The sequence below is a fragment of the Paenibacillus sp. 01T424 genome (assembly GCF_056398745.1).
On the sequence record NZ_JBFTPZ010000002.1, the window covers coordinates 180,502 to 198,570 of the forward strand.

Sequence of the window (18,069 nt, forward strand, 5' to 3'; positions counted from 1 at the left end):
CATCATTATCCTATCACTTCGTCCATCTCTATTAACATGTACTTATCTTTGAAACTGCTATGTGTTTTGGTGGTATTTTGGCTTCAATATTTGATGAATCTGATCAAGCATAACTAGTATGGTTGGTAGACAACGTAGATTCTGTATAATATTCGGTAATAAAAATGAACCAACCATTGTGATGTCACAACGATTGGTTCATTCATCCTTATCGATTTCATTTCAATAACAATTAAGTGATACATAAAACATAAGCGTAGAGACAAATTCAACTAATGATATCTATGCTAAGAAGATGGTTGTCTCGGCGGTTTGACAAATGGAAACCATTTCTTGATTCGGTCTTTCGTCCGTAATTATTGCTGTGACGACTTTCAAATCCGCGAAAGAAACCAGCATGCTCGTACCGAACTTAGAGTGATCAATTACAATATACGACTCTTTTGCTTTTTGAATGGCAACACGCTTGATTTCTGCTTCATGCATATTGGAGTTGCTGAATCCGTGCTGAGGATGAAGTCCCGTTGCTCCTAAGAACACCTTGTCAAATGCCATACGAGAAATCGTCTCCAGTGTGACAGGCCCAACCATTGACTTGGTCGTATCCATTAATATGCCACCAAGAACTATGGTCGGAATCCTTTTTTCTGACAACTCGGCAGCTACATTAATAGCATTCGTAACAACGGTAATATTGGCATCTTCCGGAAGATGCCGTGCAATCTGAAGCGTCGTAGAACCTCCATCAATAAATATCGATTCACCAGCCTGCACTAAGCTGGCTGCAAGACGCCCGATTCGTTCTTTCTCTACTCCTCGTACAATAGAACGCTCTCCCAAGGCAACATCTTTCGATGCAAGAATGGCGCCACCGAACGTTCTTTTAAGCAGGCCGCTGCGTTCCATTTTCTCCAAATCTCTTCGCACAGTCATATCCGTTACGTCGAAATGTTCCTTCAATTCCGATATTTTGACCTCACCTTTGGTCTGTAACTGTTGAATTATTTGTTTTTGTCTGTCATTCAAGTCGTCCTTCATGGCACTCCCTCATATCTCCAGCAGATGGTTTTTAAGCAAAAGCAATAAACGATTACATTTCCGAAAGGTTGTACCTTTATTGTATGGAATGAATTCTTGGAAATCAACAAAATATGTTTCATTTCATAATGTTTTCGTCTATTTTAAACATTTTACTACTTGAAACTACTTCATTACTAATCGATGTTCAATCGATCAAATAGAAAATCCACGATATGGACAGCTTTCACTCGTTCAGGAGAGCCGTGCTTCTCAATCCCATGCTTCATTTGCAGCAAGCAGCCAGGATTGCTGGTCACAATGTATTCCGCCTGTGTATTATTCGCGTGCACCATCTTATGCTCCAGTATTTGTCCTGCCATTTCCGGTTGAGTCACATTATAAATACCTGCAGAGCCGCAGCAGCGATCCGCTTCTTTCATTTCAACATAATTTACGCCATCAATCTCTCCCATAAGCTTTCTTGGTGCATCCGATGCACGCATGACATTACGGAGATGACAAGAATCTTGATATGTTATACGGAGTGATTTCTCCGCTTTACTTGTACCTCGTTCTGAGAACTGCAGCTTGCGGCCTATCCGAACCAGAAGATCGGAAATGTCAATGACCCGCTCGGCAAACCATTCGGCATCTGCTTTCCAATTCGGATCATCATGGAGTAAATGATCGTATTCGACCAGTATTGCTCCGCAGCCTCCCGCATTGGTTACGATAAAATCGACGTTCGCATCCTTAAAGGCTCTGATATTCACCCGTGCCAGAGATTTGGCTTCTTCGGACTCCCCACTGTGGGCGTGCAAGGCGCCGCAGCAATTTTGAGTCACGGGTATGAGCACGTCAAATCCCGATTCCGTTAACAATTTAACGGTATGGATGTTGGTTTGCGTAAACATCATATCCATGAGGCAGCCTCGAAATAATGCAACAGTAGCGATTCTTTCCCCTTTAGCCAAGTGCCTGACCCCGATTTTCTCGGCCACTCCTTTATATGATGTGTCAGGTAATATGTTCTCCATCTCCCGCAAATGCGATGGAAACAGCTTCATCATCCCGCTGGCGTGTGCGACTTTGCGAAGCCCTGTTTTCTGGTAGGCCTTAAGAGCTCCACCCAGCAGTCGCATCCGTTTTTGATGAGGGAACATCTCTTTTAATACGGTGCGGCGAATCCCTTTTACCCACCAACGATGCCGATCGGTATGTTCTTCAATTGCATCCCGCGTTTGTTCGATAAGCTGCCCGTATTTCACGTCGGCGGGACAAGCAGGTTCGCACGCTCGGCAGCCAAGACAATGATCCATTTGCTCCTCAAATTGCTGGTCAGGCTCCATTATGCCGTCAACAACCGCTTTCATTAAGGCGATTCGTCCTCTTGGTGACTCTGCCTCAATACCGGTTTCCCTGAAGGTCGGACAAGCAGGGAGACAAAATCCGCAGCGCATGCAATTAGTTAGCTGCTCATAATCCAGTTTGGCTGCGAGCTTAGAAGCCATCGGACTTCTCGGCTTGTCTATGCTTTTCTCATGCATGTCCGATTACCACCCTTTTCCTTGTTTCCTTCGCGAACATTTTTCCTGGATTAAGAATGTTCAGTGGATCAAACGCCGACTTGATCGCTTTCATCACTTCAATGCCTGCCGTACCTACTTTCCATTCTAAGAATGGAGCCTTCACGATACCAACTCCATGCTCCCCCGTAATTGTACCTCCCAAACGGATAGCTGCTTCGAAGATTTCCTCGAACGCGGCCTCCACGCGATTCACCTCTTCATGATCTCGAGCATCCGTAGTTGCCGTAGGATGTAGATTACCATCGCCTGCGTGCCCGAAGGTGCAAATCTGAACATTATGTTTCTTAGCAATACGGTTTATTTCCAAAACCATGTCAGCAATCTTTGAACGTGGGACAGTTGCATCCTCAAGTATCGTCGTAGGCCTCAGTCTCGCTAACGCCGTGAACGCACTGCGGCGCGCTGTCATTAATTTCAGTGCTTCCTCTGCGGTTTCTGCAACATCAATACGATCAGCCTGCTCACTTCGGCATATTTCTTCAATCATAGCTATGTCTCGCTCAACAGTCTCAGCTTCGCCATCCTGCTCGATAAGCAAAATCGCTTCCATATCCCTTGGCAATCCGAGCATCGCATAATCATCGACTACCTGAATGGTTGGACTGTCCATAAACTCCAGCGTCGCAGGAATTATCCGGTTTTCGATGATTTTGGATACCGTTCTCGCAGCTCCATTGATATCTCTGTACATCGCCAGCATCGTTTTTTTTGTTTTTGGAGGTGGAATAAGCTTAAGTGTAGCCTCCGTAATAACGGCAAGCGTTCCCTCTGAGCCGACAAGAAGCTTCGTAAGATCGTAACCAGCCACATCCTTCATCAGCTTTCCGCCCGTTCGCAATATATCACCATTGGCTAAAACTGCTTCGAGTCCGATAACATAATCTTTGGTCGTTCCGTATTTGAGACCACGGAGACCGCCAGAGCATTCTGCAATATTTCCACCGATTGTGGAAATGGACATACTGCTCGGATCAGGCGGGTAAAAAAGCCCTAGATTTTCAACCTCAGTGATAAACTGCTTCGTGTTCACGCCGGGTTGTACAACTGCCGTCAAATTTTCAAGATCAATCTCCAATATCCGATTCATTCTGTGCATAACCATTACAACGCCACCAGTAACAGGAACAGTTCCTCCGCATAAGTTGGTTCCCGAGCCGCGGGTGATCAAGGGAATACGATGACGATGGAGAACCTTCATAATTGCTGAAATCTGATCGGTCGTTTCCGGATAAATGACGCCATCAGGCAGTGCTTGCTGCATCGGCGTACCGTCATAGGAATGGGTAATCAGCGACTGGGGATCGTCTTTAAAATAGGAATCGCCTACAATCATTTTTAACTCACTTTTAACTTCAATACTCAACATCGCAAGTCCCCCCGGAATGAAAATGGACGAGAAACACAAACGGCTCTTAATAGCACACAACAGACAGGAGCGTTGGTTTCTCGTCATAAAAACATCTAGTATTTATGGTTCAAACGGTAATATAGATCATTCCAACGAATCTCGTTCTCCAAGCTCGTCATCGTAGAGGTCTGATTGATAATGATGCATTCGATACCGGCCATCTTAGCCCAGTCAGCCATCTGCTCGCTTGTAACATGAAAGGAGAAACCAAAGTGGTGCGCGCCGCCAGCCAAAATCCACGCTTCCGCAGCATCTGATAACGACGGCTCAGGTTTCCACAGAACACGCGCTACCGGCAGGTTCGGCATTTCCTTCTCATTTTTCACAGCAGTTACTTCGTTCACTATCAGACGAAATCTGTCTCCAAGATCAACTACGGTAGCATTGATTGCTTTACCACTATTCCCATTAAAAGTGAGACGAGCCGGATCGGCTTTACCGCCGACGAACAGCGGATGAACCTCAATCTTTGGCTTGCTGACGGAAACTGTCGGACATATCTCTAGCATATGAGCGCCGAGCACAAGCTGATTGCCTTCCTGCATGTGATATGTATAATCTTCCATAAAGGACGTGCCTTTGTTTTCAGCCATTATTTTCATAATGCGAACAAGAGCGGCAGTTTTCCAATCACCCTCTGCTCCGAAGCCGTATCCGGCAGCCATAAGTCGCTGCGCAGCTAGCCCGGGCAGCTGTTTCAAGCCGTGTAAATCCTGAAAGCTTGTTACAAATGCACTGTAACCGCTTTCTTGAAGAAACGCTTTTAATGCTATCTCGATACGTGCTTGTTCCCGAATCGCATCACGCTCGGTGCCTTCACGTTGGCCGTTCTCTGTGAAGTCATAAAGCTCTGTGTACTCATCCATCAATTCCTTGACTTGTCCATCCGTGACATCCTGCACACGTTCCGCCAGATCACCTGCAGGATAACCGTTAACCGACCAACCGAACCTTATTTGTCCTTCTACTTTATCACCTTCCGTGACGGCGACATAACGCATGTTATCACCGAAACGAGCGATCTTCATCGTTTGGCTTTCCGTAAAGCCGGCAGCCGTTCTCATCCAAGAACCGATTCTGCTCCGTACTTTCACGTCTTTCCAGTGACCTGCAATAATTTTACGGGCTATGCCAAGACGGGCTCCAATAAATCCGAATTCTCGGTCGCCATGTGCCGCTTGATTCAAATTCATGAAATCCATGTCAATGCTGTCCCATGGAATATCTACATTAAACTGCGTATGAAAGTGAAGCAACGGCTTACGCAGTTGGGTAAGGCCTGAGATCCACATTTTTGCTGGCGAAAACGTATGCATCCAAGTAATGATTCCCGCACAATGATCGTCTGAATTCGCTTCCAGACAGACACGACGGATAGCTTCCGGCGTTGTTACGACTGCTTTAAATATGATTTTATAAGAAAGAGCATCGTCTTGATCAAGCCCAGCGACCATTTCCTTCGCGTTGTCCTCCACTTTTGACAAAACATCTTCACCATACAGTCCCTGACTTCCGGTTACGAACCAAAATACATAAGGCTTAGTCTGCAGCATACCTTTATCCTCCTTATAATGTGTTTAAATAAATCGCAATTCCAATCGATAATCGACGGTTTTACTCGGCTCTAATATACGGAGCGATCCTCTCTCCCTTTCGTCCGTCCTTCCTCTCGTCCAGCAATTAGAAGGCTCCAGTCCGAGTACATGCTCACCTGACCCTGGCATTCGCCACTGAACGAATTTCGGAAGCGTGACAGGATCCCATTCCAATTCTACCGATAAACCATGTGAATTGGTGTTTGCAGGACGAATCGGGAATGAGGGACTATGAATACGTGCATAGACCGCATCCTTGCTTTGATCAGGTTTATGATAATACACTTGTTCTCTAAAGGCAGGATCAGGCGATTGCCATAATCCCATCCTTCTCATATCCATATCGCTGTCGCGAGTTGATGTTCTTCCTTTCGGAAGTTCCACTGTCGTGTCCTCGGCAAGCAGCGGGAATCCGAAGTTGAAATGATATAGCATCATATGAGGCGCAGGACGGAATCCAACGTTCTGAACGGAATCTAGGATCGTTATCCGATTTTCACCTAAATGGCTAGTTATTGTTCTAGTCAGGCGTAGATGCTCTCCAAAAATCGAGGTCTCCTCTATGACTCCACGGACTCGCAGCACATAATCATCGCCCGCCCATTCTGACCAAGATGAAATTTGACGTGCTGGCGTATGATGAATTCGGCCATGAAGACCGTAAGCACCGTCGATGTCTTTACCCGGCGATCCAACCTGTGATAATCCGCAGGTCATAAGCAATCCACCGGATGCTGTTCGCAGCCACTCCGCTTCTCGCTGATCGTAATAAGAAGGGTGAGGCTCTCCATTGCTCGAGGACCAACTAACTGGTATGCCATGCATTTCAGCAAGTGAGATGTCCATTCCCTTGCTTGGCGTTACCCAGTAACATAACCCCCCTCCGGTTCGCACTCGGAACGTGTCTACTCCCGCTTCAGGCCCTTCACTTCTTGTATAACGTTCAACACCGCCAATTTGCTCAATGCGGCCAACTCTCGCTTCCAGCTCGCGACGTTTCCATTTCCTTCCGTAAAGCTCCACGTTTTCCTCCCCCTTAAGCAGTCCTATTCCCAGTTCAGCAAAACCGTATTATCTGTTTTCTCTGACTCCAAAGCCGCTGTGAATAGTCGATGGCTCATGGCCGCTTCTTCCGGTTTCGCACATTGGAAGGAAGATTGGTTGTCTTTTCCATTTGCGATCTCATCGCAGAAAGCTGCCCACATCTGTAAAATCGAGTCCGAGAAGCCGAATTCGAAAATACCTCCAGTAATCGTTCCATAGGTTGATTTATATGGAACATCTGAAATATGCCATGCCTGCTCGCCCCCTGGCTCGTATGGAAGGAATGCGACTTGCTTCGGGTTCTTGGTCGTGAACTCTGCAGAGCCTTTTGTGCCGTTAATGCGGATAAACCAAGTATTGGCATGACCTGGAGCAATCCGTTTCATGGAAAGCACCATCGGGAAATTATACTTATCTGTTTTGACGTCACATGCCAATATCGCATTATCCCATGTTTCACAAGCGGCCATGCCGCCTTTACCATCCGGACGTTCCTGCACGATTTTACTAAGCAGTGACCTTACGTTAGCTGGCTTCCAACCGAAGCGAAACGGCAGATGTGCGACGTGCATGCCCAAATCACCCATGCAGCCGTATTCACCATTAGTTCCGATACGACGCTTCCAATTGATCGTTTTGTTCGGATCGAGGTCACTGCTATGCCAGAAGCCGGCTTCAACCTCGATAATTTGTCCGAATTTTTCTTGATTAACCCATTCGACAATCCGTTGGGCTCCCGGGAAGAATGGAAATTCAGAGGAGCAGCGAACGATCACGTCCGGATTCTCCGCGATTGCTTTCATAATTGACTGATTGGCTTCTGCATCGATGCCAAATGGCTTCTCACCAAGCAAATGTTTTCCAGCTTTAATGATATCTATATATAATTGCTCATGCAGATTATGCGGCACTGCGCAGTAGACAGCATCCACTTCCGGATCCGCAATGAGCTCGTGGTAATCGGAGGTGGTTTTCTTCACGCTAGGCACGTTATTCTCGAACCATTCTGTCGCAGGCAGATGCGCATCGCATACATGTGTAATCTCAGGAATATAATCCACATTGCTCAAGTGGCACCAACGCGCTGAGGCGCTTGCAAATTCTTTTCCCATTAACCCACAGCCGATAACGCCGAAGCGAATGACTTTTTTCGCCATGTCGATTACGCTCCTTTCAAAATAGCTAATGCTTGCTCAGGCGTCGCGCCTTGGTGAACTACAGCCATAAATGCGCGAGTCATCGCCTCTGGATTATTATGTTGGATGACATTGCGTCCATATACAATTCCTGAAGCTCCCTGCTGCATAAGTGCGTAAGTTCTCGACAATATTTCTTCGTCAGAAGCCCGTCCGCCGCCACGCGGCAATACCGGCTTGCCTGATGCCGCTTCTACAACCTTATGATAATCCTCTACGTTATCGCATGGATCGGCTTTGATAATATCCGCGCCAAGCTCCGTACCTTGACGAACAAGCGGAACGATCTTCGTAATGTCACCGTCGACCATATAGCCGCCTTTTTGCTCATTCGGAAGCATAACGAGCGGTTCAACCATAAGTGGCATGCCATAACGCTCACATTCCGTTTTCAGCTTTGATATATTTTGCACGCATTGACGATGAAGCTCCGGTTGTCCCGGCAGAAGCAGCAGATTTACAACGACACATGCTGCGTCCAGGCGAACTGCTTGTTCAACCGGATTATGAATGAGTTCACTGAATAAGTGTGAAGGAAGCTTCGTGCCGTATACGTTAGCAACATCTGTACGCAGCACGAGTGAAGGCTTTTCTTTGCCTGGAATAGCTTGAAGATGCTCTGCTTGACCAACGCTAAGCTGTATCGCATCGGGATTGGCACGTACAATGGTTTCGATTGCTGCTTTCATATTCTCAATGCCGGCCAAGAATGAATATTCATTGAAAAAGCCATGATCGATCGCGACATCAAAGCACTTGCCTTGTTCACTAAATAAACGATTTAAACGAGCGGTAACGGACATATTTGACACACCCCATATACTTGTTTTATTGATGATTACGCTTTGTTGCTGCTGCGGAACGTGCGCATAATATGCTGCGCATCTTCTTTAAAGTCCTGAATGACATTCATCATGAATTCGTGATAGAACGTCTTCTCTTCGGACTCGATAAAACGTTCTTTAGCCCGGTCAACAACCTTAAGCGCCATCCCTGTGTAATAATTGATTTTAGACGCACCGTGATCGATCGACTTATGGAAGTCTTCCTCCGACAATCCAGACCCACCGTGCATCACAATCGGAACACCGGCCGTATTCCGAATTCGCTCCAAGCGCATTAAATCCAATACTGGTTTTTTCAAATAAACGCCATGCACAGTACCGAATGCAGCGGCAAGCGCATCAATACCGGTTCGCTCAACAAACTCCCTTGCCTGCTCGGGATCGGTATAAAGCGAAGTATCGTCAATGATGGAATCATCATCTTCACCTTCCGCCCCGCCGCTTTTTGGCCGAGTTACGTAGCCGAGCTCTCCTTCCACCGAAACGCCAAGCGTTTTAGCAATCTTCACGACCTCTGCGGTTCTGCGAACATTTTCTTCATACTCATACTCCGAACCATCAAACATGATTGCGTTAAAGCCTAAATGCATCGCATTCGTTACCGCGGAGAAGCTCTTTCCGTGATCGAGAAGGATGCTGACCGGTACCTTGGCACGGTTCATCGCTTCTACCATAATGGGTGCAATCTGCTCGAGCGGTGTATACTTAAAATGAATTTCAGCATGGCATAGGATGACTGGCGACTGTTCATCCTCAGCGGCCTCAATGATTCCGCGAACCATATCTAAATTTATTGCGTTAAAGCATGGGACCGCATAGCCCCTATGAGAAGCATCCCGCAGCATTTCACCCATGGAGACTTTAGACAAATTACCTTCCACCTTTCTATCAGTCTATATTATTTAATGTTCGTTTCAAACATATTATAATTAATTCCTATGTAATAAGCAACCACGAAATTTAAATATTAAAATTCGTTTTTTTCGAATATAGCATTTCAAATAGCAGAATCCCATTAATATCGCTATATATCAAAGTTTTCAGCTATTTCGTTTAAAAGATTATTTCAAAATTTCTATTATACAAACAAACAAAAATTGTTTATAATAAACATACACTTATGATTGGAGGGATTATAAATTGTCACTAATGGGACTCGACATCGGAACGACTGGATGTAAGGCTTCGCTCTTTGATGAGGGCGGAACTCTTCTATCAGCCGCGTATATGGAATACCCTTTGGAACAGCCTAAACCAGGAGCTTTTGAGCTAAATCCAGAACGAGTCTGGGAGTCCGTCAGACGGGTTATCGCGGATGTGCTCTTAGCTGTTCCCGGCGTCATTGTTCACGCCCTCAGCATTTCTTCCTTGGGTGAGACGGTTGTTCCCGTCGACCATCATGGAAATGTATTAAGCAATGCCATTTTGTATACGGATTCAAGAGGTATAGAGCAAGCTGCAATCATTGAACAAAAAATCGGTAAGGAACGGACGATGGAGCTTACCGGAGTCCCTCTGCATCCGATGTTCTCCCTTCCGAAGGTCATGTGGATCAAACAATACCAGCCTGAGATTTACCAAAAAGTATGGAAATTCATGCCGTTTGGCGATTTCATCGCTTTTTTACTCACGGGTATTTCGGTTACAGACTACACCTTGGCCTCTCGCACCATGGCCTTTAATGTGTCCAAAAAAGAATGGGACTCTGATATGTTTGATGCCGCCGGAATTGAAGCAGACAAATTTCCTGACCTCATTCAGTCTGGTCAAATCATTGGCCCCATTCGCAATGAAATAAGACAATCGCTAGGCTTCCGTTCAGAAACGTTAGTTGTAGCCGGCGGCCATGATCAAGCCTGTGCAGCTCTCGGTGCAGGTATTTTACATAACAATCATGCGGTGGACGGTATCGGAACCGTGGAATGTATTACGCCTGCCTATTCTTCACCAATTCTGAATACGAAGATGCTCCAGTATCAATTCAATTGCGCACCGCATGTCATTGAAGGTTTATATTTGACATATGCCTTCAATTTTACTGGCGGTTCCCTTATTCGGTGGTACCGAGACAAGTTCGGTCAAATCGCCGAAGCAGAAGCCCGCAAATTAGGCATTAACGTTTACGACTATTTGAATTCAACATCTGCAACATCACCTACCGATTTGCTCGTGATTCCTCATTTTGCCGGATCGGGTACGCCATACATGAATCCCGAAGCCAAGGGTACGATTTATGGATTATCATTTGATACAGATTCCACCCATCTGTACCGAGCCTTAATGGAAGGTGTTACGTATGAATTGCGCTACAACCTCGAATGCCTTGCGGAAGCGGGAATTCCTATTGAGTCGCTGCGCGCGGTAGGCGGTGGGGCTAAATCCGACCTGTGGCTACAGATTAAAGCTGACATTATGAATTGTCCTGTAGAGAGATTAAACGTTAGTGAAGCTGGAACGATGGGTAACATCATTCTCGCTGGAAAAGCTTCAGGGGTTTACCAAACTTATGAGGAAGCCGTAAACATACTTGTCAAACCGCTGCGGATATTTTACCCAAGTGAATCTAATACGTCCCTCTATCAGGATCGCTATGAGAAATACAAAGTACTTTCACGAGCGATTTCAAACTTATAATTTTGTAAAAGAAACATTCCAGGTAGCAGCAACCAAGCTGCTAAGTCTGGAATGTTTCTTATTTTGAGTTTTATATTGTATTCATTGAATGCAAGCCTTAATAGGGCGAAAGCCATCAGCGTGAGTCCGACAAGCACAAGCCATTGGGTCGTTTTTCCCGCCTGCTTTACTCGACACTAGTCTGGATAAAAAGAAAACCTTGAAGGTTTCATCCCTCAAGGCCAGTTATCTTTTCACTTATTTTGTTATACAACTCAAGCCTATCTGCTTCAAGAAATTGTAATGCCAATTCGTTCACTGTACCAAAATCAGCATCTTCTTGATCAATTCCCCACCAGTTTAACAATACTTCATACCTTACTGTATTGGGCATTATGTTAATCGTATATTCTTTATCCTAAATTCAACAATTAATGACATTTCCCTGTACTCCGTCATTTAGATAATAAAAAGACCGATGATTTTCATCAGCCTTTTTCATCAATTATCTCTTCGCCTTATAAAACCATAGGTTCTAATCGAATGGCATCCGATGTTTGGGGACGAAATTCGCCCCCGCTTCGTACCCTCCCGCGAACCAAACTCTCGGGTCAGAATCCATATAACAGTTCACACAAGAAACGGAACAAGAAATGGTCAGAGTCTGCCTAAAATCGATATTGAAGGAGAATCTTTCCATGAAGCGAGCTCCAAAGAGGAACACTCACTTAAAATAAAGTTAATACTCATTAAAGTCAAAAATAAGCGATCCCCCATGATTAGGGAGATCGCTTTATCATTTTGAGAAACCAATTTTGTAGATCTTATTTTGTTCCTGGTATTTGTGGACTTGTTGACCAAGGCGATCTTTTTGAGTTTGTTTCTAAATCTTGATCTGGTTGTGGCGATGGAGCAGGATGTGCCTTAATGTAGTCGAGTACATTGTAGATTTGTTCCGCTGCCTCAGCGCGAGAGATTTCAGCTTTAGGATGGAAGTTCCCTTGTTCATCTAATTTCACTACGTTATAAGCAAGCGCGCGCTGGATGGATCCGTCATAATCAATGGTTATATCCGTGCTATCGTTAATCTGGGCAGGAACAAGCTTAATCTTTGGAAGATTGCCATGCGTTTCAATCGTGCTAATAAGCTGGTGAGTGAACTCTTCACGCGTCCATTTCTTGTTAAGATTCAGATCGGCTGGCAGTACGACTCCATTAACGCTTGCCGTAATTAAGGCATTCGCATACCAAGCATCATTGTCTGCGTTTTTGAAATAATCCGTAGCTTTAGGTTCTACAAGGAATCTTACTAAATCTAGATTCAAATTCGCAGCATTAACAATAAGCTGAATACCTTGTGCCGCTGTGATGGTTTCATTCGGGGCAAATAAGTCGTCTGARATACCATGGACTAAGCCTTGTTCTTGTAAGGCAACAATTTTATCCTTTACCGCGATATTCGTTAGATCCGAGAAAGGGTTAGTAGCTGCATAGCTATGACCTACAAAGGTTAATGATAATGCGGTAATAGTGGACATAGTAATCATTTTGAATTTTGTTTTCATTTCTTTCACCTCGTAGCGTTTTTAGTTAAGATTCAAGCCTTTTATTCATTGTTTCTGATATCGCCCTTACATTAGTAATACAATCGAAGAGCCTATTATTTTTCACACTTAAAAATTTTTTTTATGGACGATAGTTAAAAAAAGGGCGCTAAGGCTATCGAAGAGTTCGAGATGAGCTAGTGAAGGCAAAATAAAAAGGAATGAACCCGGTACAGTACCGAAACTCATTCCCAGAATGTCGCCTAATAAAATAACCTGTCTAACTTATTTGATGTCACTTCAAAAGGGGTTAGAAATTGAAATTTGTTAGTGGATGTCCTTTTTCTTAAAGCTGCCACCTTTTACTTCAGCAACCTCATACACCATGATGAAAGCATTTTCGTCAATCTCACGAATAATTTCTTTCATTTTTCGCTCTTCCAGACGGTTAATGACGCATGTGATTTCTTTAAAATGCTCATTTGAATAGCCGCCTTGCACCACACTATACGTAGCGCCGCGACCCAAGCGATCGCGAATAGTGTCAATCATGCTTTCAGGATGCTTGGTAATGATCTTAAACGTTTTAGCTCCGCTGAGGCCTTCTTCGACGATATGTATCACCTTGGAAGCTATAAAATAAGCAATCCCCGATAATATAGCACCCTGCAAGCCAAATACGGTCGAGACGACGATAAATACGAATACGTTCAGGAATAAGATAAGATCGCTTGTACCGAAAGGAAGCTTACGGGAAAGCAATACCGCCAACATATCAATGCCATCCAGCGCGCCGCCGTTCCGAAGAGCAAGACCCATCCCTAAACCGATAATGATGCCTCCGACAACGGTGACGAGGAGCGTATCGCCTTCTACGATCGGAGTAATATGGTGCATAACGACGGTACCCACGGCCAGCGAAGCAATACCGATCACGGAATATATCGCGAAGCTTTTTCCAATCTGTTTATACCCTAAATATACGAACGGTATATTCAAAATCGCAATGAGAAGTCCCAAAGGCAACCCGAATAGATTCGACCCTACGATGCTAAGACCCGTCACGCCGCCGTCCGATACGTTGTTCGGAATTAATACTGCCTCAAGGCCATAGGCCGTAATAAAAGCACCGATGACAACGATGAGTCCTCGCAGCACCGCGACCAATACTGCTGTCTGTTTATTCTCTTTCTTCATTTTAAACCTCATTTCCTATTCTCGTTTCTTTAACTTCACTAAATGTAAACATTTTTCCCTTTAAAATTCTAAATATCTATTCGCCTAAAGTCAATTATTACATTCCTATAGTGGCGCGTCCACCCTATGCAACCTATAACAAAACGCAACCACATCATAAAAGAAGAGCAAATGCGACCTCGAACTAGGATTCTAAACCTACTCTCCATACAAAAGCTTTAAACACCCGATATGCTGTGTTTAAAGGCTTTAATTATTATGGATTCCGCCGGGTTCGAACCTTTGACCTCATCGTTGCCAATGGGATTGCAGCGTTATGTATTTGAAGTGAAATGTGGATAAGTTCAACTCATCACTAATATCAGCGCTAGAAATAAATTGGAGTTTAATAATGGATAACATTTGCTATTCCTGTATATTAATGAACGACTCCACTTGCGAGAGCTAAAATTAAAAAACACATAGGAGGAAGCTATTCATCTTTAAGCAAAACCGACCGCTCCTAATTCATCTTGCCTTTGTTTCCACGTTGACCACCAATTTGTCATAAGTAAAGGGACTAATGGCTGACTATAAGTTCGGCATCTCTCTGCGTTTGAAAAGAAGACGTATCCCTACGTCCTCTCTAACTGAATGCGATGTACAAGGTGCTAGCTACATTTTTTTCTGGGTGAACGGCTTCGTCTCACCTTAACGAGGTTACAGTTGTGCGTTTTGTACACAAGCGGCGCACTTGCCACCCTATTTTAACAAATGAAAATTTTTTAAGTTGCCATGCTGACCCATCGCATTCGCAAGTATAGGTGCCTAAACTTCGTCGATTACATTTTTCTAACTCCTCACTCTCTCATTATTTTTAAAACAAAAAAGGACAGAAATGAACATATCGTTCATCTTCTGCCCCCATAGGGAATTGACTAACGGATAACATGATTTCTCCATTCAAACAATTGTCAAAACAAGGCAGTAGGTACAGCCGACATGTCCGCGACCTCATACACCTTCAGATCCGAATACAGCAGCAGTAGCTTCGCTTTTTCGTTTCGGAAAATATTCAAATAAGTAGCAAGCGGCTCTTTCTTTCATCTCGATTATGATGCCTTGACCATTGCTCCAATAGTTGAAAAAATAACCCTGAATTAGATCGATATCCTTCTCATTCTCCAGCTCCAACCTCTGGTAATCAGGTATGATATTTTCCAGTTGATCATTTAATTTATTGGAGAAAATTCGCAGCAGGCTCGCCTGTGCGCCGAACGCTTCAGCACTAGAGCGACGACAAAAAATCCTCACGTTAATCGTGATTCTAAACACCATGATCACATGGCGTAATATTCACCGTTACCGTGAGGGTATTAAGCTACTCCATTTATTCCGTATCGATAGCCGTTAAGTTACTTTAGGGACTAGGTCCGCGGCCACGCGGAAGCCAATGTTGCCCGTTGAGCTGTCTTGTGTATTGCCGCTTCTCGCCGCTACCCTGTAGCGGTTGCAGTAGGAGCGGTGGCACAGATACGAGCCGCCTCTCATCGACCTTTTGCCTGTATCATGTGTGTATCGTGGATTCACTGAAGACGTTTGACGGTGATAGGCAGGACTGAACCAATCCGCACACCATTCCCATACATTTCCTGCCATATTATACAGTCCGTAACCGTTCGGATCAAACGACTTAGCAGGAGCAGTACCGATATAACCATCGCTTGCATTATTTTTAATTGGGAACTTTCCCTGCCATATATTGCACATATGCCTACCGTCCGRCTTGAGCAGGTCCCCCCAAGGATAGGTCCTGCCCTGTAAACCGCCTCGTGCCGCATATTCCCATTCCGCTTCCGTCGGCAGTCTTGTCCCAGACCAGGAGCAGAACGCCGCGGCATCATTCCAAGAGACATGAACGACCGGATGATCCATACGACCCTCAATGCTCGAATCCGGCCCTTCCGGGTTGTTCCAATTTGCTCCATCAACGACAAGCCACCAGGGGACTTGCCGAGGTACATTTTTAACCCTGATGTTCGTTTCATCTGAAACCAGCAAATGGAAAACATATGACCATCCATAGCTTTCTGCTTCAGTTCGATATCCGGTTGCATCCACGAATGCCCGAAACTGCGCGTTCGTCACGGGGCAAGCTGAGATTTTGAAGGCATCGAGTTCCACCCTCCGAACTGGACCTTCCCCATCGCTTGGAAACCCTTCGCTAGAAATTGTTCCCATTTCGAAGGAACCGCCTGGTATGATAGCCCAATCCAAGTCGATGTGATCCGGCTCCGGAACGGCAGTTTGTGACGGTGCTGGGACCGCTATAACACTGTGCTCAATGTTCGCTTGCAGCCTGCTTGCCGCACAGCAGGATTTCATTTGTTCCACTCCTTCGCCTCCCTCCACACACATGAAAGCCACCAGAAATCCTTTAAATCATTTTTTCACTGAAGTGAACAACTCTCTCATGAAAATTGATTTAAAAGGACTGCTGGCGTTTCTTCAAACATTAATTTTTTCAACATTTTCACTGCTACTTCTCTTGTGGATGTCTCTTTCTCAATTCCTCCACGTAACGTCCTCTGCCCGACTCGATAAGTCTTTCGGCATATTCGCTGAGATTGCCCTTGGCATGATAGGGCCCGCCTTCTCGTATGACGGTCCAGAGCGGGTCAACATCGTGCTCCATCGACATCATCATCTGATCATGCCAGTCGAGCAGGCGGTATGCAGCCTCTCTGCATATGTCAGGGCGGGCGGGAGCCAAGTTGTGCAGCTCATGAATGTCATCCTTGATATGAAACAACATCTCTTTGTCGAACAAATGATAGCCATCGTGGTAGGTGCGGATGTAGAGCCATTCGTCGAACCTTACGCTGCGCTGGCACACATGTGCACATTGCGAAATAATGAGGCTGTCGCGTCCCGTATCTTCGCCCGTCAGTATCGAGTCGGCATAACTGCGGCCGTCCCAGCTCGGCGCCTGCTGAAGTCCCAACAGCTCCGCCATCGTCGGCGGCAAATCCAGATGATAGTGAAGGCCTTTATCCACATGACCGGCTATGCAGCCCGGCCAGCGGATGATCATCGGGATCCGGCATGTCGCTTGGTCTGCCGTACCATGTTCGCCGTAGATGCCAAGCTCGCCCATATTCTCTCCGTGATCAGCCGTTATAATAATTACGGTATCGTCCAGAATGCCTTTCTTCACCATCGCGTTCAGAATCATACCGATGTTATCGTCCATATGGCGCACACCGCAATCGTACCCGTCAATCATACGGCGGAGATCATTGCGATCCACAAGCTCCCCGGGATGACGGGGATATTGGGGCGAGACACGGTTGTTATACATGTTGATCTCGTGCGCGCTGTGCGGTCCCACCTTTTCACGGTGCGCTGCAAATATATCATCGGTAATCCACTCCGGGAGCGGATCGTCCTTGAACGGGTTCCCGAATTCCTCCGGCGCACGATATGGCGTATGCGGGTCCCAATAATTTACGTAAAGCATCCAATCATCCTGCTCGGCATTGCGCTCAAGCCACTCGAGCACGACCGGCGTCACCTCCTCGGCCGACTCCATGCCGCCCTTGCCCGTATTGTAAATTTCATTGAAGCCGGCATAGAACGTCCAGGCGGTGTGCCTTTCTCCGAACGGGCTGACAAGTGAGGTTTTCATCCCCGCGCTGCGGAACAGCGAAGGGAAGCTTTCACTGGCCAGCCTGCTGCGGAAATCGCGGGATTCGCCTTCATGGCGCACATCCGCAGCTGTCCCTCCGTGACCGACAACCCCGTTATGAATGCCGAATCTTCCTGTCATAAGCGCCGTTCTAGAGGGGAAGCACGGCGCATCGGACGTGTAATAATTATCGAAACGGACTCCTTCGGCGGCGATCCTGTCAATATGGGGGGAGGTATTCCTATGGTATCCGTAACAACCAAGATGGTCAGGTCTGGTGGAATCAAGATCAAGCAGCAATACTCGCATCGTTCAATCTCCTTTACTTCGATTACTAGTTGTTCGTCCCTG

At 45.7% G+C, this 18,069-nt stretch carries 14 protein-coding genes; 1 reads left to right on the forward strand and 13 read right to left on the reverse strand.

Annotation, left to right across the window (positions count from 1 at the left end; translation table 11 throughout):
- Positions 1–282: 282 nt before the first annotated feature.
- From AC1DPK_RS02805 to AC1DPK_RS02840, 8 genes are all read right to left on the reverse strand, one after another.
- The gene (locus AC1DPK_RS02805; RefSeq protein WP_477509229.1) at positions 283–1,038 is read right to left on the reverse strand and encodes a DeoR/GlpR family DNA-binding transcription regulator; all 756 of its coding nucleotides are present in this window, start codon (positions 1,036–1,038) and stop codon (positions 283–285) included.
- Between the two features lie 176 nt (positions 1,039–1,214).
- Positions 1,215–2,567: a (Fe-S)-binding protein gene (locus AC1DPK_RS02810; RefSeq protein WP_477509230.1), complete on the reverse strand. Its 1,353-nt coding sequence runs from the start codon at positions 2,565–2,567 to the stop codon at positions 1,215–1,217.
- Complete coding sequence (gene glcD, locus AC1DPK_RS02815; protein ID WP_477509231.1) at positions 2,560–3,975, reverse strand: glycolate oxidase subunit GlcD; 1,416 nt, start codon at positions 3,973–3,975, stop codon at positions 2,560–2,562. Before glcD ends, AC1DPK_RS02810 begins: the two co-directional genes overlap by 8 nt.
- Before the next feature lie 95 nt (positions 3,976–4,070).
- Entirely contained in the window at positions 4,071–5,570 is a 1,500-nt protein-coding gene (gene araA, locus AC1DPK_RS02820; RefSeq protein ID WP_477509232.1) for an L-arabinose isomerase, read from the reverse strand.
- Between the two features lie 24 nt (positions 5,571–5,594).
- On the reverse strand, positions 5,595–6,635 hold the full coding sequence (locus tag AC1DPK_RS02825; protein WP_477509233.1) for an aldose 1-epimerase family protein: 1,041 nt from the start codon (positions 6,633–6,635) through the stop codon (positions 5,595–5,597).
- 23 nt (positions 6,636–6,658) lie between these two features.
- Positions 6,659–7,813, reverse strand: a complete 1,155-nt coding sequence (locus AC1DPK_RS02830) for a Gfo/Idh/MocA family protein (protein WP_477509234.1) — start codon at positions 7,811–7,813, stop codon at positions 6,659–6,661.
- A gap of 5 nt (positions 7,814–7,818) precedes the next feature.
- Complete coding sequence (locus tag AC1DPK_RS02835; RefSeq protein ID WP_339208100.1) at positions 7,819–8,655, reverse strand: class I fructose-bisphosphate aldolase; 837 nt, start codon at positions 8,653–8,655, stop codon at positions 7,819–7,821.
- A 35-nt stretch (positions 8,656–8,690) separates the two neighbouring features.
- Positions 8,691–9,566, reverse strand: coding sequence for a class II fructose-bisphosphate aldolase (locus AC1DPK_RS02840; RefSeq protein ID WP_477509235.1), 876 nt, complete (start codon positions 9,564–9,566; stop codon positions 8,691–8,693).
- A gap of 280 nt (positions 9,567–9,846) precedes the next feature.
- On the opposite strand from AC1DPK_RS02840, the gene AC1DPK_RS02845 reads away from it, so the two are divergent.
- Positions 9,847–11,331, forward strand: coding sequence for an FGGY-family carbohydrate kinase (locus AC1DPK_RS02845; RefSeq protein ID WP_477509331.1), 1,485 nt, complete (start codon positions 9,847–9,849; stop codon positions 11,329–11,331).
- Positions 11,332–12,134: 803 nt separating this feature from the next.
- On the opposite strand, the gene AC1DPK_RS02850 is transcribed toward AC1DPK_RS02845, so the two are convergent.
- The 5 genes from AC1DPK_RS02850 to AC1DPK_RS02870 form a co-directional block, all read right to left on the reverse strand.
- Entirely contained in the window at positions 12,135–12,875 is a 741-nt protein-coding gene (locus AC1DPK_RS02850; protein ID WP_477509236.1) for an S-layer homology domain-containing protein, read from the reverse strand.
- Positions 12,876–13,181: 306 nt separating this feature from the next.
- On the reverse strand, positions 13,182–14,051 hold the full coding sequence (locus tag AC1DPK_RS02855) for a YitT family protein (protein ID WP_339208096.1): 870 nt from the start codon (positions 14,049–14,051) through the stop codon (positions 13,182–13,184).
- A 993-nt stretch (positions 14,052–15,044) separates the two neighbouring features.
- Entirely contained in the window at positions 15,045–15,344 is a 300-nt protein-coding gene (locus tag AC1DPK_RS02860) for a hypothetical protein (protein ID WP_477509237.1), read from the reverse strand.
- Between the two features lie 96 nt (positions 15,345–15,440).
- On the reverse strand, positions 15,441–16,415 hold the full coding sequence (locus AC1DPK_RS02865) for a formylglycine-generating enzyme family protein (protein WP_477509332.1): 975 nt from the start codon (positions 16,413–16,415) through the stop codon (positions 15,441–15,443).
- A 154-nt stretch (positions 16,416–16,569) separates the two neighbouring features.
- A complete protein-coding gene (locus AC1DPK_RS02870) occupies positions 16,570–18,027 on the reverse strand; it encodes a sulfatase family protein (RefSeq protein WP_477509238.1) in 1,458 nt (485 codons plus the stop codon).
- Positions 18,028–18,069: the final 42 nt, after the last annotated feature.